At 47.9% G+C, this 14,472-nt stretch carries 13 protein-coding genes; 2 read left to right on the top strand and 11 right to left on the bottom strand.

Annotated elements, in window-relative coordinates; all coding sequences use genetic code 11:
* Positions 1–329: 329 nt before the first annotated feature.
* The 5 genes from QUB30_RS31555 to QUB30_RS31535 form a co-directional block, all read right to left on the bottom strand.
* Positions 330–1,274, bottom strand: a complete 945-nt coding sequence (locus QUB30_RS31555) for a GDP-L-fucose synthase (RefSeq protein WP_333341954.1) — start codon at positions 1,272–1,274, stop codon at positions 330–332.
* A 237-nt stretch (positions 1,275–1,511) separates the two neighbouring features.
* Positions 1,512–1,634 carry a hypothetical protein gene (locus QUB30_RS31550; protein ID WP_333341952.1) on the bottom strand — a complete coding sequence of 41 codons (123 nt, stop codon included), beginning with the start codon at positions 1,632–1,634 and terminating at the stop codon, positions 1,512–1,514.
* Positions 1,635–1,683: 49 nt separating this feature from the next.
* Positions 1,684–2,715, bottom strand: a complete 1,032-nt coding sequence (gmd, locus tag QUB30_RS31545) for a GDP-mannose 4,6-dehydratase (protein ID WP_333341950.1) — start codon at positions 2,713–2,715, stop codon at positions 1,684–1,686.
* Positions 2,716–2,941: 226 nt separating this feature from the next.
* Positions 2,942–3,673, bottom strand: coding sequence for a sugar transferase (locus QUB30_RS31540; protein ID WP_333341948.1), 732 nt, complete (start codon positions 3,671–3,673; stop codon positions 2,942–2,944).
* A gap of 243 nt (positions 3,674–3,916) precedes the next feature.
* Positions 3,917–5,083, bottom strand: a complete 1,167-nt coding sequence (locus QUB30_RS31535) for a glycosyltransferase (protein WP_333341961.1) — start codon at positions 5,081–5,083, stop codon at positions 3,917–3,919.
* Positions 5,084–5,381: 298 nt separating this feature from the next.
* On the opposite strand from QUB30_RS31535, the gene QUB30_RS31530 reads away from it, so the two are divergent.
* On the top strand, positions 5,382–7,472 hold the full coding sequence (locus tag QUB30_RS31530; protein WP_333341959.1) for an iron uptake porin: 2,091 nt from the start codon (positions 5,382–5,384) through the stop codon (positions 7,470–7,472).
* A gap of 563 nt (positions 7,473–8,035) precedes the next feature.
* On the opposite strand, the gene QUB30_RS31525 is transcribed toward QUB30_RS31530, so the two are convergent.
* Complete coding sequence (locus tag QUB30_RS31525; RefSeq protein WP_333341947.1) at positions 8,036–9,862, bottom strand: NFACT RNA binding domain-containing protein; 1,827 nt, start codon at positions 9,860–9,862, stop codon at positions 8,036–8,038.
* 332 nt (positions 9,863–10,194) lie between these two features.
* Positions 10,195–11,766: an NAD(P)/FAD-dependent oxidoreductase gene (locus QUB30_RS31520; RefSeq protein ID WP_333341957.1), complete on the bottom strand. Its 1,572-nt coding sequence runs from the start codon at positions 11,764–11,766 to the stop codon at positions 10,195–10,197.
* Between the two features lie 246 nt (positions 11,767–12,012).
* Here QUB30_RS31520 and QUB30_RS31515 point away from each other — a divergent pair, with 246 nt between their 5' ends.
* A complete protein-coding gene (locus tag QUB30_RS31515) occupies positions 12,013–12,597 on the top strand; it encodes a hypothetical protein (protein ID WP_333341945.1) in 585 nt (194 codons plus the stop codon).
* A 162-nt stretch (positions 12,598–12,759) separates the two neighbouring features.
* Here the strand turns inward: QUB30_RS31515 and QUB30_RS31510 are convergent, their stop codons facing one another.
* From QUB30_RS31510 to QUB30_RS31495, 4 genes are read right to left on the bottom strand one after another with little or no spacing between them, the layout of a single operon-like run.
* Complete coding sequence (locus tag QUB30_RS31510) at positions 12,760–12,960, bottom strand: tetratricopeptide repeat protein (protein ID WP_333341955.1); 201 nt, start codon at positions 12,958–12,960, stop codon at positions 12,760–12,762.
* A gap of 48 nt (positions 12,961–13,008) precedes the next feature.
* The gene (locus tag QUB30_RS31505) at positions 13,009–13,200 is read right to left on the bottom strand and encodes a hypothetical protein (RefSeq protein WP_333341943.1); all 192 of its coding nucleotides are present in this window, start codon (positions 13,198–13,200) and stop codon (positions 13,009–13,011) included.
* 9 nt (positions 13,201–13,209) lie between these two features.
* Positions 13,210–13,596, bottom strand: coding sequence for a type II toxin-antitoxin system VapC family toxin (locus QUB30_RS31500; protein WP_333341941.1), 387 nt, complete (start codon positions 13,594–13,596; stop codon positions 13,210–13,212).
* Positions 13,596–14,081, bottom strand: coding sequence for a hypothetical protein (locus QUB30_RS31495; protein ID WP_333341939.1), 486 nt, complete (start codon positions 14,079–14,081; stop codon positions 13,596–13,598). The genes QUB30_RS31500 and QUB30_RS31495 overlap by 1 nt, the downstream gene beginning before the upstream one ends.
* Positions 14,082–14,472: the final 391 nt, after the last annotated feature.

Genomic DNA, 14,472 nt, shown 5'->3' with positions numbered 1-14,472 from the left:
GGGATTTTAAAATCCCAAAAGCCTTTCGACCCCAATTATTTGACTGCTACCCCTTGACAGGTCAAGACAGTATCTACCGTATTAGCCCACATTCCGCACCCCCAACTGGCACACTACGAATTTTGGTTATTCGATCGCTTGAGACTGCCGATCGTGGCCACGAGCGATCAGTACCTTTGTATAAAAAAAAACTTAATTTTCGCTCTAACTTCCGAAAAAACCGATTGTGACAGTCTCGGGTGCGGAATGTGGGTATTAGGGGTAATCGACCAGACATAATATTATTCCTAAAAAAACCCGGTTTCTTCAAGAAACCGGGTTTTTCACACTCAAACTGCGTGTTGTCGATACCACTCAATCGTATTTTTCAACCCTTCCTTAAACTTCACCTCCGCAACAAAACCAAACTTTTCCTTAGCCCTTTGGGTATCCAAACAGCGGCGCGGCTGACCGTTCGGTTTGTCTGTTTCCCAAACAATTTCTCCATCAAATCCCATCAATTCGCAAATAGTTTCCACTAAATCGCGAATTTTAACTTCGCTATTCGTTCCCAAATTAACCGGGTCAGATTCACTGTAATCTTGCGTTGCCATCACAATTCCCCGGGCGGCATCTGTGGAATACAAAAACTCGCGGCTAGGGCTGCCATCTCCCCAAACTGACAGTGTTTTGTCTCCCCTTTCTTGCGCTTCGTGGACTTTGCGAATTAATGCGGGGATGACGTGGGAACTTTTCGGGTCAAAGTTATCTTCCGGGCCGTACAGATTTACTGGTAGCAAGTAGATACCGTTGAATCCGTACTGCTGGCGGTAGGATTGCAGTTGCACTAATAAGGCTTTTTTGGCAATTCCGTAAGGTGCGTTAGTTACCTCTGGATAGCCGTTCCAGAGGTCGTCTTCTTTGAAAGGAACTGGGGTCAAGTTGGGATAAGCGCAAATCGTGCCGACGCAGACAAATTTTTCGACTCCTGCTTCGTAGGCGGCGTGGATTAGTTGCGCGCCCATCATCAAATTGTCGTAAAATAATTCAGCGGGTTTGAGTTGGTTTAAACCGATGCCACCGACGTGGGCGGCGAGGTGAATGATGATATCTTGTTTGTCGGCGGCGCGCTTGCAGTTTTCCATGACGCGGAGGTCGCAGTCGAGCGATCTAGTGACCGAAATTTGCTCGGCATCGGCCCCTGCTTTCACTAACTGGTCGATTACCTGACGGCCCAAGAAACCTGCGCCGCCCGTGACTAGAATGCGTTTGCTGCTTAAATCCAAGCTTGTCATAATTTTAGCCTCGGGATTTTGAATAAGGGTCGATCGACAATTTCAATTCTAAAATTTTTGCTTTAGCCAAAAAAGCTTTCAGCTACAGGACGAGGTTGCCCACAAATTTGTTTTAGCTGCCGCAGAGAGGGACAATTTGCTCCGTGCACACCCGAAAGTTAGATCTAGGGGCCGCGACTCCTCAACTATCATTTTAATGTTTTTTTTAGCCCGCACCGCCGAAAATTTTGCGAGCAATTAAGCTGGTTCTTTGAATGCCGATCGCGGGCTAATAGCTTTAACAATCTTCTCATCAGTTGTGAACTCTGTGTAGGGGCAATCCCCGGCGCGAGGCAGCCTTTCGCCAATGGGGGTAGACACGGGGTACTACCCCTACAAACTGTTCCCAGTGACCGCTTTGTTTAGCGGCTCAATCAAATCCGTTGCCCGAACCCCGACCTTGCTGGTCTAAAGCTTTCATGTCAGCATCTACCATTAAATGTACTAACTCCTCAAAAGTTACAGAAGGTTCCCAATTTAATTGCTGGCGGGCCTTAGTCGAATCGCCAATCAACAGTTCGACTTCTGCCGGACGCAAGTAGCGTTCGTCAAACTCCACATATTTTTGCCAATCTAAATTGACGTAAGTAAAAGCCAAATCGAGAAATTCCTTAATGGAATGGGTCTCGTTAGTAGCAATGACATAATCGTCAGGCTTGTCTTGTTGCAGCATCAGCCACATCGCCCGCACGTAGTCTTTAGCATAGCCCCAGTCCCGCTTGGAATCGAGATTGCCCAAGTAAATCTTTTTCTGCTTGCCTGCGACTATTCTGGCAACGGCGCGAGTAATTTTGCGAGTTACAAAAGTTTCGCCGCGGCGGGGAGATTCGTGATTGAACAAGATACCGTTGCAGGCAAAAAGTCCGTAAGATTCGCGATAATTTACTGTTTGCCAGTGACCGTAAACTTTGGCGCAGGCGTAAGGACTTCTGGGATAAAAAGGAGTTGTTTCCTTCTGCGGAACTTCCTGCACCAAACCAAACATTTCCGAAGAACCTGCTTGATAGAACCGCACTTCTATGCCTGTGCGGCGCTGATAGTCCCGAATTGCTTCTAGCAGGCGCAATACTCCCATTCCTACTGTGTCAACCGTATATTCCGGCGAGTCAAAACTGACTCGAACGTGAGATTGAGCGCCTAAGTTATAAATTTCTACCGGCTGAACTTCTTCCAAGATGCGGCGGAGAGTGGTGCCGTCTGTCAAGTCGCCGTAGTGTAGAAACAGGCGCGCCCCCTCGCTGTGAGGATCGACATAGATGTGGTCAATTCGATCGGTATTGAAACTAGAACTGCGCCGGATAATGCCGTGAACTTCATATCCTTTCTCTAACAGTAATTCGCTCAAGTAGGAGCCGTCTTGACCTGTAATACCTGTGATTAGCGCTCGCTTGCGTTGCGTCATCTGATTTTCCTTTGACAGGCTGTGTTAATTCACTTCGGAATTTCCGGGCAGAGGCTGTTGTTGCCTGCCGGTCGTATTCTCAAGCTCTACGTTAACTCACAATTCTTCAAGCGGCATCAAGAAACTGTTTCGTTTTGGTAAATAGTTGGCCGCTTGCTGTCAGTAGTCAGCATCAGTGGCTAGTAACAAACAAAACTAACTACCGATTGCTGACTGCGGACAAAAATTAGTATGCGCCGTTATTTTTGGGAAAAATCACAACTCCAATTGTTTTGAAAACAATCCACATATCCATCCACAGGTTTTTGTCATTGGCGTAATAGAGGTCGATTTGGACTCGGCGGGGATAGGGAATGTCGTTGCGACCGGACACTTGCCACAAGCCTGTAATTCCAGGTCTTATGGTAAGAATTTTGTTGATATGACGGCCGTATCTCGGCAGTTCTTCTTCAACTAAAGGTCTGGGCCCGACGACACTCATATCTCCTTTTAAAACATTCCAAAACTGGGGAAACTCGTCTAAACTGGTCATTCGTAAAAATCTTCCAATCCAGGTAATCCGAGGGTCTTGTTTCAGCTTGAAATTGTCCTCAAACTCTTGACGCAAATGCGGAGATTTTTCCATGATTTCCAGCAATATGTCGTCCGCATTTTCCACCATCGTTCTGAATTTAAGGCAATAAAACATTTTACGGTTTTTGCCTACTCGTTCCTGTACGTAAAAAATAGGCCCGGACGAGCTTAAGGCGATTAAGAAAGCCAAAAGCAGGTAAACCGGAGCAAACAGGATCAGAACCGATAAGGAAAACAGGATGTCAAATAACCGCTTGAAAAACTCTCCGTCGAGGCTCTGTAGAGAACGACTTATGCGTCTATCTCCTTGCAGGACAGGCCCAAAACCGCGTCTCGCGATCGCTCGAATTACCTTGCCGGAGATTAGTTGGCTGTCGGCAGTCATCTTACTCCTTCACTTCACACCACACACAGTCCTGATCATAAAGCCTCAAGACGCTTTGTTCTCTCAATTATGTTTCCAATACTCAATTTTCTGCCTTCTGAAGGCTTCAAAAGGCAGAAGGAAGAAGGAAGAGGGCTTCTGGCGGCAGAAGGAAAAAGGCACAAGGCACTTATGCAGAGGTCTTCTGAAGGCACTTATACAAAGGCAGAAGGAAGATTGTCCCGCTATCGGGTTCTGGCACTCTCAAGCCCCAGACTCGGTAAAATCGCGGGATTGAAATTCCTGATAGCAGCGTTCAACAAAAGCTAGATAGCGCTGCCCAAAGACTTCGGGGGCAAACTCTTGAGCGCGCAACCTGGAGATTTCTGGCTCAAATTTGCCTTGCAACTGCTCAAATTCCTCGACAGCTTCGACTAATGCTGCTGCGGTTTGGGAGGAAAAAAATAAACCTGTCCCAGTCTCTGGGTGTTGGCGAATGTCGAGCACTGTCTCCAAAGCGCCCCCTGCTGCATAGGAAATTACCGGCGTTCCGCAAGCTTGAGCCTCTACCAAAGCTATGCCAAAATCTTCGCAAGCTGCATAGACAAAGGCTTTCGCCTCGGCCATGTACTTTTCAACTATTTCGGCCGGCTGCCAGCCGAGCACTTGCACGTTGGGTTTGGCGATTTGCCGAATCATTTCTAATTCTGGCCCGGTGCCGATGACAATTAGAGTATGCCCGAGTTGATTGAATGCTTGGACGATCGCACTTACGTTTTTGTAACTTACCAACCGACAAACAGTGACGTAAAAGTCTTGTTTTTGTCGCATCAAAGAAAATCGAGCGATATTTACCGGCGGATAAATCACCTGGGCCCGCCGCCGGTAGCACCGCCAAATTCGGCGCGCCGTGTGTTGAGAGTTGGCTATGAAATAATCGACGCGATTGGCGGCAATTACGTCCCACTGCCGCAGTCGGTGCAACAAATATCGCGTCAGCAGACCCTGGATGCCCCGTCCAGCTTTGCTGCTGCGCAAATAGTCAAAAGTTAAGTCCCAAGCGTAGCGCATGGGAGTGTGGCAGTAGCAGACGTGCAGTTGCTGGGGACTGGTGAGGATGCCTTTGGCGACAGCGTGGGATGATGAGAGGAGGATGTCGTATTCTCGCAGATCTAGTTGTTCGATCGCCAAAGGCAGAAATGGCAAATATTTTTGGACGCCGCTGCGGGCCTTGGGAAAGTGCTGCAAAAATGTTGTGCCAATCTGTCGCCGGAAAAGATAGCTTTCAGGATTGGCTGATTCAAAGTCGATGAGGGCATAGACATCTGCCTCGTCTACGTGTTTGAGGATTTCCTGCACTACGAGTTCTGAACCGCCAGTAGCTAAGGGCGTCAACCATTCGTGTACTAGGGCGTATTTGAGTTTTTTCACTTGTATGTAGCCGATCGAACGATTTGTTAGCGCCAGTTCTGTCAATATTAATCTTACCGAGGGTTCACTTACGCACCCTAAAGCCATCAACCCGGTTTCTACGTAGATATCTAGATCGAACCAAGGATTGTTGAAATCAACGGAGGTGCTGTGAAATCAGAGACAGCCAAACCGCAATCTGCGACAACGATTCCCCCAATTGTTGACAAGAAATACTATTAGGCGGAATACTGAAGGTGATTTGCGAGCGCCTAAATCTGCGGAACGGGCGATCGGCTCAATGTGGTGTGAGGAAAAAATGTCCAAATTTTTGTGGAAGGGACTTTTAGTTAGTCCCGCTGTATTGGCAGCAACTTTAGTCGTATCTTCGACGGCGCTAGCAGCAGAGCAACCTGTAGAAATTGCCGCGACAGGTCAAGCTCATCAATTGCAATTACCCGGTGCTGCAACCGAGGCTGCCAAATCTGAGACGGCAGCGGTTACAGCCGAACCAGCGCCACTAGCTAGCAACTTGACTGTTGAGACTATTGATAAAGAAAGTGCGAACCTCTACGAGGGCTTCGCTAACGAGCCGATCGCCCCAGTTGCCGAACAGGCAAAAGCACCGGAAAACGCAGTTGCAGCAGATTTAAGCGAAACCAAACCCGCAGTCGCACCCGCAAATTTAAGTGCCGAACAACCTGTCGCGGAGCAAATCCCCGCAGGCGCGCCCGCAAACTTAAGCGAAACGCAACCCGCCGTTGCACCTGCTAATTTAAGCGCGGAAAAATCCGTCGCACAACCCGAGCCGATTGCCCAATCGAGCGATCCAAGTGCCCAACCTCAAGCACAGTCAAATGTTTTAGAACAAATCAACCAATACAGCGCAGAAGACAGCAGCAGCGAAGATGCGGCCGGCCAAGTAACTTCTGTTTCGCAACTTTCCGACGTTCGACCCACCGATTGGGCTTTTCAAGCTTTGCAATCCCTAGTAGAGCGCTACGGTTGTATAGCTGGCTATCCTGACGGCACTTTCCGAGGCAACCGCGCGATGACTCGCTACGAGTTTGCAGCGGGTTTAAATGCGTGTTTGGATAAAGTTAGCGAACTGATTCAAGGCGGTTCGAGAAATCTGGTGACGCGAGAAGATTTGGCTTCTGTGCAAAGGTTGCAAGAAGAATTTGCCGCGGAATTGGCAACTTTGCGCGGCCGCGTCGATGTTTTGGAAGCGCGCGCCTCTGAATTAGAAGCAAATCAGTTTTCAACTACAACTAAACTCAACGGCGAAGTGATATTTGCTTTGACGGGTATCGCCGGGGGAGATGATGCCGAGGGCCGCGAAGCTGATAAAACGACGGCTTTTGGCAGCAGGGTTCGTCTCAATTTTGACACCAGTTTTTCTGGAGAAGATTTGCTGAGAACTCGACTGCAAGTTTTGAATCTGGGTTCGTTTTCTACTAATAATACGAAAACCGCTGAAGGGGAATTGCGGTTTAATGCCGGGCCTTTTGCCGAGGCTAGCAATACTGTAGGTTTAGATGCGCTGCTTTACCAATTCCCTCTCGGCAAAAACACTACTGTAATTCTAGAAGCCAACGCCGGCGCGGCTGACGATTTTACCAACACAGTCAACCCTTACTTTGACGGAGACGGCGGCAGCGGTGCTCTTTCTAACTTCGGTACTCGCAACCCGATTTACTATTTGACTGGCGGTTCTGGCATCGCTCTGCGGCATCAGTTTGGGGAAAAACTCGAGCTGAGTTTGGGATATTTGGCCGGCAATGCCGCGAACCCGACGCGGGGTAACGGTTTGTTCAACGGTTCTTACGGCGGTTTGGCTCAGTTGACTTTCAAACCGAACGATAGCATGGCTTTAGGTTTAACTTACGTTAATTCCTACAACTTTGTCACAGGTACTGGCAGCAATGCTTCTAATTTCCCGGTGCGTCTCGGTTCCTTCGGACTCGACAGCGATAGCAATCTGCCAGTTTCTAGCAATTCCTACGGCGCGCAAGCTTCGTGGCAGTTGAACCGGAGATTGGCAATTGGCGGTTGGGCGGGTTACACCAACCAGCGCATTTTATCCAACTTGGCTACTCCTACCGGTTCTGTACAGCGGGGGGATCAAAAAATCTGGAACTGGGCAGTTACTTTGGCTTTTCCCGATTTGTTGAAAGAAGGAAATGTGGCGGGGATTCTGGTAGGTATGGAGCCGCGGGTGACGAGTTCTACTAATCGGACTTTGCCGGAAGATAAAGATACTTCGCTGCACGTTGAAGGTTTCTATCAGTTTAAGTTGAGCGACAATATTTCTATCACTCCTGGCCTGATTTGGCTGACTGCTCCCGACCACAATAAGAATAATTCTGATTTGGTGATTGGGGTGATCAGAACGACGTTTACTTTCTAGGAGCAGCCCCCACCGATTTTAGATTTTAGATTTTAGATTTTAGATTGGCGGTTTTAATCTAAAATCTAAAATCGCCAATCTAAAATCGGTGGGGGGCTTGGGTTTAATTTTTAAACAGAAACGACCAGCTTTAGCAAAAGCTGGTCTGCACAAATAGTTAAATCCGTTGTGTTCCCACAGTGTTGTTCTCACAGTGAGGAAACCCAAGTTGCACGTTTCTTTGCAAAGGGTTCTAAAAGAAATATCATCTCTCTTAAGCGGTACTTTAACAACAAAATTTAATTTTCTGTAATAAAACTTTACATTACAGGCGAATTTTAATTCTGAGGGGGCGATCGCACTCTCGGTCACTTTGTATAATCTCACATCTTGCACCATTCTCAAGAACAGGCAAGATGCCTGTTCCACAAAGAAGGAATTTTTTGTGGGGAGTAGCGGTTGGGCCGGAGTGTCCGCCCATAAAAGCCTTATTGAGAATGGTGCAACATCTCAGTATAATCAAACCCTGCTTCCAAAACCTGGTTTCGATTGCCGATCGACCCTTTTAGCTCACTTTGTATAAGTCAAGCCTGGGCTTGCTGCGGTCTGCCCCAGACAATCCGCTCCTGCTTGTATACAACCATACCAGGTTTCGCGCCTTTCGGCTTGTATACATATTTCGGTTCTGTATAAACCACCGGGACTTGTTCGCTGTGGCGGGCGCGACTGTAGTAAGCAGTCATGTCGGCGGCAAATTGCAAATCGGTTTCTTCAGCCACAGTACCGGGTTTGAGACGCAGTAAAGCGTGGCTTCCGGGAATCTCTAGGGTGTGGAACCACAAGTCGTAGTCGTTGGCGGTACGAAAAGTGAGTTGGTCGTTTTGGCGGTTGTTGCGCCCGATTAATAATTCAAAGCCGCTGGGGGTTTGGTAGCGGTGAAATTCGATCGCAGCATTTTTGTCGGTACTGCGGTAATCTGGTACGTCTAGATATTTTTGCTGGATCAGTTCTTCGCGGATTTCGGCGAGGGTTTGCAAATCTTGGGTGTTGCGGTAGGTTTCCAATACCGAAAGTGCGACTTCAACTTGTTCTAAATAGTCGATTTCTTCCTGTACGGCTGCTAACAAAGGTTCTACTGCAATGCGAGCTCTTTTAAGTTTTTGGTGTTTTTTGTAGAGGGCTTGAGCGTTTTGAACGGCGTTTTTTTCCGGGTTTAGGGCAATGATAACTGGTTTCTCGGTTTCAAAGTCGGGGAGAGAAATTGATTTCATTCCCGGTTCCCAATGCTGCAAGTTTGCCATCAGCAAGTCGGCTTGGGATTTGTGGGTGTCGGCGTCGGCAGATTGCTGCAAGCGTTCTTTAAATGTGTTGGCTTTGAGGCGCAGTTTTGCCAGGACGTTGTTGAGTTTTTGGGTAAGCTGATGCCGCAGTTGGGCGAATACTTCTTGATTGATTTGGCCTGTGTAGTAGCTGTTAAGTAATTCTTGAACGGAAGAAGGAAGTTCGGCAACGGATTCTGTAACGGATTTAACGGATGTCAGGAAGGAGGAAGAAGCAAGAGGGGAAGAATCAGAGGGCGGGCACGGGGGCACCGCCCCTACATTGTGATTTTTTGGTGCTGGCCAATCGATGACGGTGTAGCCTTCGGGGGTAAAACTCGGGTGAAATTTGGAGTTTTCTAGGCATTGCAGCCAGTATAGCCAGCGCTGGAATAGTTGCTGCCATTGGTCGGGATTGAGGCTGTCGGTGGATTGTTCGGGGTCTAAAGAAGCCGATCGAATCATTGAAAAAATTAAGGCTTTACTCAACCCTCGGTAATTCTTCAACAGATTGCGGTGTAATTGCCCAGGAACCAGGCTAATTCGTGATTGCCAGCGGTTTTGAGATTCGCTCAGACTCGGCACTGCGTCGGTCAAAGACGGGGGCATTTCGTAGGGTTGCCCGGTTTGGATGGGACGGACGGTGGACTGTTTGGCGCTGACTTGGTGGGCGCAGGTGACAACGAGGTTGTCTTGGGCGGTGAGGATGACGTTGCTGTACTTGCCCATGATTTCGGCGTACAGGTGCCAGAGGGCTGGTTCTCCGGGGCGTTTGGCGAATTGCAAGTCGATGACTCTTTCCCAGGATGCAACGGGGGCGATGGAAACTAAGGCTAAACCGCTGAGTTGGTGCCGCAGTTGTTCGCTGAAGGTGAAGGTGTCGGGAATGCGGGGCGGGGGGTCGCCGACGCAGATGCGGGCGGCGACAGGATGCCAGGAAAGGTCAATCCAGCCGCGCCCTTTCATGGTGCGGAGGGCTAGGGACACGGTGAAGCGATCGCGCTGGTAGACTTGTTCTAAGCGCGCTGGCAGCCATTGGGCTCGCAGTTCGCTGCAAGTGGCGGTTAAAGTTGTAAAGTCTACAGGTTGCACGGTATTCTCAGGGCGATCGAACTATCTATTTCTATGCTGACAGATATCGGTCACATTTTACTAACTCTATAGAATTATTGTTTACTCTTGCTTTCCGTCCTGCGCTAGGAAAGCTCTTCAATAATTTCGTTAACAAATAACAAATAACTAATAGACATCTCCTAAAAAGCTGATTTTTAACAGGCACCGTGCCTGTTCCACAAGAATTATGGGAGATGTCTAATAACAACTAACTAATCAATATCAAATCCGTTAGCATCGGAATAGTAAATTCGAGTCAACAGTCAACAGTCAACAGTCAACAGTCAACAGTCAACAGTCAACAGTCAACATCATTCCGGTGCAACCGGAATCGATATAACTTCCCGAATCAATTGCAAATGTTTGTACAAAGGTGCGATCGTATTGGCTGCGATCGCACCGCTAGCAGCAACAGCGGGCAAACCAATTCCCGGAAACGTCGAATCTCCGCAGCAAAACAGCCCCGCTAAAGGCGTTCTCGGCCCGGGAAACAAGCCGCTACCCGCCCGAATTCCGGGCCCGTAGGAACCGCGATGGCGGCGCAAAAACCGTTCGTGGGTTAGGGGTGTCCCAACTAAGGTGACTTCTGCGCGCGATCGAATATCGGGAATAATTCTCTCTAAGGCTTCCCACATCACCTCGGCGCGCGCTTGTTTTTGCAGCTTGTACTCTTCGCTGGTGCGATCGAGCTTTTGCCACAAATCGTAAGGCTCGTTTCCGGGGGTATATGCGTGAATGACGTGCTTTCCCGGAGGCGCGAGGTCGGGGTCTAGGAGGGAGGGAATCGAGACGAGAACGACGTTTTGAGGGGCGGAAACGCCCATTTCCCAGTCTTTGACGAAGATGTAGTGACAAGCCAAGTCCGATCGCACTCCGGCAGCATCAATTCCCAGATGCAAGTGCATGAAGCTGTCGCACTCGGGCGTCGCCTGCCGCTGTTGCCGAAACCTTTGCGGGACTGAGGTTTCAGGCAACAGTTTCAGTGTATCCCAAACGGAAGCGTTGGAGACTACGGCTTTGTGCGATCGAATAATTTTGCCCGATCGCAGCCGCACGCCGGCAGCCCGGTTGTTTTCCACTAAAACTTCTGCAACGTGGGAATTTAGCAGCAACCGCCCTCCGTGGCGCTCTAAACCGCGTACCAGGGCATTTACCAAAGCTGCACTACCGCCGATCGGATAGTCCAAAACTGCATGGGGGCGATACCAGTCGGCGAACATGAAAGCGACTTCGGCTGCGATCGTTCCGTCGGCGGGAAGTCCAGACAGCAGGAAACACAACAAATTCAGCCAATTTCGGACAAAGGGATCTTTGACATTTTTGTCCATAATTTTGCTGAAAGGGCCTGCAAGTGCGATCGCCTCGCCAGCACTTTGCAGGAAAGCCGGCGCAAATTGGCCGAGGGTAAAAACAGCGCCCAAATCGAAGCGCAAAGCCAGGGAGGGCAAGGCTGTGGCAGCTTTGGCGTAGGGTTCCATGATGCGCTGGAGTTGCCGCCATTCGGCGACTGCTGCGGCGCCGCGCAGTTGTGCGAGCACTTCGCCAAATTGACTCGCACCGACGGATGTGTCGAAATCGCCTTCTGGCAAACAGCAACCCCAGGTATCGTAGGTGATGCAGGGGAGTTTTTCGCCGATGAGATCCAAAACTTGCCGCAGCGGATTCGCAGACGGGCTGTAGGATAATCCTGAGTACAGGGAGGGCCCGGAGTCGAAGCTAAATCCGTCGCGTTCAAAACCGTGTGCGGCCCCGCCCGCGATCGAATGGCTTTCGCAAACCACAACCTCAAAGCCATAGCGGGCGAGCATTGCAGCGCAAGTCAAGCCGCCTATCCCGCTGCCGATGATGATGATTTCTGTGTCTGTGGGGGCGATCGCAACCATGTTTTTCTCCGCTACATCAGCTAATATTATCAATGTCTTGCAGCTTTAGGGCTTACGCATTTAACTGTAGGCTCGATCCCCCCTAGCCCCCCTTAATAAGGGGGGGACAAGAAGCAGTCAAAGTCCTTGTTAAAAATGGCGGGTTCAGAAGCATTCAAAGTCAACCCCTACTCCCCTTCTTAAGGGGGATTTAGGGGGATATCGACTCAGCTACAACCCTTAAAATACAAATCCGTATATTATTAAATGGAAAATATATCTATTCTAGAACAAGCCGCTAAATCTAATTCTAAACCATCTTCCAACGCCGTAGTTGCCGCCCTCCTAGAAGCTGAGAAAAGCGCGAAAAAAACCAAAATTCGCTATTCTTTCGAGCAATTAATAGGCAACTGGCAACTGTGCTTTATTACCGGCACCAAAAAGACTCGACAAAAAGCGGGAATTGTGTTGGGTGCGGGACGTTACATCCCTCAGTGGATTGCGAAAATTCAAATTGCTTATTCGGCTGAACCTGTTGCTGAAGGGGAAGAGAATAGCGAAACTGGCAGGGTGGAGAATTCGGTGCAAGTTGGGGCGCTCGAACTCACTCTTTCCGGGCCGACTAAGTTTTTGCCTAACAATATTTTAGCTTTTGATTTTACCAGAATTACGGTGAAATTGTTGGGTAAAACTGTGTATCAAGGATTTATTCGCGGCGGTGAAGCGCGGGAGGCGGAATTTTTTAGTTTGAGTGTGGGGAAGCAGGCATTTTTTGCATATTTTCTGGTAGAAGATGGGATAATTGCGGCTAGGGGAAGGGGCGGCGGATTGGCTTTGTGGGGGAGAGTTTAGCTGTTCTTAATTGCCTGCAATATAGCAGGTAATTAACCTTGTTCATTTGGGAATTGGCGGGATATTTGTTCTGCTTGGCGGTTGACTTCTGTTGTTTACTGCATCAATATTACTCAAAGTAGCAGCTTCCCCCGCGCGATTGCCCAGTTCCCGCATTATTGATTAAGCTTGGTTATAGTATTTCAAAGCTTCTTGCGGCTGGGAGATATTGTTGTAGGCTAAACAAATATTATTCAAAGTACCAGCTTCCCCCAAGCGATCGCCCAGTTTGCGGCTAATTGGTAAAGCTTGGTTATAGTATTTCAATGCTTTTTGCGGTTGGGAGATGCTGTCGTACACTAAACCAATATAATTGAGTGCTATAGCTTCAATTGTTCTTATTTTAAATTGTCGTGCAAGACCTAGAACCTGCTACCATGTTTCTATTGCCTGTTGCGGTTTTCCTTGCTGTTGTTGTTGCATTGCTTGCTGCATAAGTTGCTCTAATTTTTTAAACTGTGAATTTTGACTTTGCGCCCAACTCGGTTGCACCATCACCAGTACAGTCAGAGGAGTCAGACACACACCCAAAACCAAAACACTGCTGAAAATTCGTTTCATCATTTTTAGAATTCACCAAATTCGATTAATAGAATAGGCATCAAGCGCAGAATCTTTACTTAATATAGCTATCCCTTCCACCATTGCTTGTGCAATGAGCAAGCGCTCGAACGGATCTTTATGATGAAAAGGCATGGTCACGATCGCATTCAGATGATATAAATTGATATTCAGGAGATTAAAGTCTTCCAAACTGAGTCTTTGCGCGATATACTCCTCAAAAGGCACACTCAAATTTAGAAGCCCTTTACTTTCTTTAATTGCCATCTCCCAAATACTTGCTATACTGACCAGTTTATGATTATCTTCATCCTCAATTAGAATCCGTGCAGTGGCACTAAGTTGAGAATCGCCTGCAAAAAACCAAATTAAGGTATGAGTATCTAACAAAAGTCTCATTACATATAATCCTGAAAATCTTCTAACGGTTCATCAAAGTTATCAGATATTGAAATTAAATCGCGATCGCAGCCAAACAGCGGCTCACGGGGCATTTTAGGAGGCTTCGGTGGCGGAGGCGGCGGAGCCGGCTTTGGTTTTCTATTGGTTGTGCGATCGCCCTCTAGAAATTCTGCAATTTTTCGCCATTCCTCTCTGTCTTCATCTGACAAAGACACTAAAAACTCTTTCATCCTTTTCCACTTCTCCTCGTTGTTGATTGGCGAAACTTCCCGGACTTCAATCAGAACTAAGGAGCCGTCAGGAATGTTAATATTTTCTGACATTTGGATGCTTTTACCTTGTTTTATGCATTTAACTTGGATAGGTTCGGATTTCATCGCTTGCTTGAGATAAACTGCCGATATTAGGTCAGGCCAGGTAAAGTTTTCAGGTAATTTATCGATTAAGCTGCGGACTTCTTCTTTAAGATTGATGGTTTCCATCGGTTTTAGTAAAGAAAGTATGGATTTTAATTGTAGTGTAAGCGATTTTGGAGCGATCGAGCTTTTAGCAAAAGTTCATTCCAAATGATATTTTACATTTGTTGCAACAGTCCGGCGGGGGCTAAAACCCCCGACGGACTACGGGATTTGTGTTTTTTAATTAAGCCCGATCGCACATCACAACTTCAAAAACACCCCCTGGAATAAACCGACACAAAGCCCTCCGCCGATCGTCCGCATCTTGGCGGTTGACAAAACGCGCAATTGTATAAGTAGTTAAGCAAAATTAATTACATAATTATCTCCAAATTCTTTAAGAATTTTTTCGACAGATGAAACAAGAGCTTGCCAGCTAGAGTAGGCATCTATTTCGAGCCATTCATATTTGATA

Source organism: Microcoleus sp. BROC3, assembly GCF_036702515.1.
Taxonomy (GTDB): Bacteria; Cyanobacteriota; Cyanobacteriia; order Cyanobacteriales; family Microcoleaceae; genus Microcoleus.
The sequence above is the reverse complement of the archived record's forward strand: the minus strand, read 5'-3'. Positions and strand labels throughout refer to the sequence as shown.

Bases quoted from the DNA above. Each gene is read 5' to 3' on its own strand.
- QUB30_RS31555 (WP_333341954.1), bottom strand. From the start codon at position 1,274: ATGACAAGCTTGGATTTAAGCAGCAAACGCATTCTAGTCACGGGCGGC.
- gmd (WP_333341950.1), bottom strand. From the start codon at position 2,715: ATGACGCAACGCAAGCGAGCGCTAATCACAGGTATTACAGGTCAAGAC.
- QUB30_RS31540 (WP_333341948.1), bottom strand. From the start codon at position 3,673: ATGACTGCCGACAGCCAACTAATCTCCGGCAAGGTAATTCGAGCGATC.
- QUB30_RS31530 (WP_333341959.1), top strand. From the start codon at position 5,382: ATGTCCAAATTTTTGTGGAAGGGACTTTTAGTTAGTCCCGCTGTATTG.
- QUB30_RS31520 (WP_333341957.1), bottom strand. From the start codon at position 11,766: ATGGTTGCGATCGCCCCCACAGACACAGAAATCATCATCATCGGCAGC.
- QUB30_RS31515 (WP_333341945.1), top strand. From the start codon at position 12,013: ATGGAAAATATATCTATTCTAGAACAAGCCGCTAAATCTAATTCTAAA.
- QUB30_RS31505 (WP_333341943.1), bottom strand. From the start codon at position 13,200: ATGATGAAACGAATTTTCAGCAGTGTTTTGGTTTTGGGTGTGTGTCTG.
- QUB30_RS31500 (WP_333341941.1), bottom strand. From the start codon at position 13,596: ATGAGACTTTTGTTAGATACTCATACCTTAATTTGGTTTTTTGCAGGC.
- QUB30_RS31495 (WP_333341939.1), bottom strand. From the start codon at position 14,081: ATGGAAACCATCAATCTTAAAGAAGAAGTCCGCAGCTTAATCGATAAA.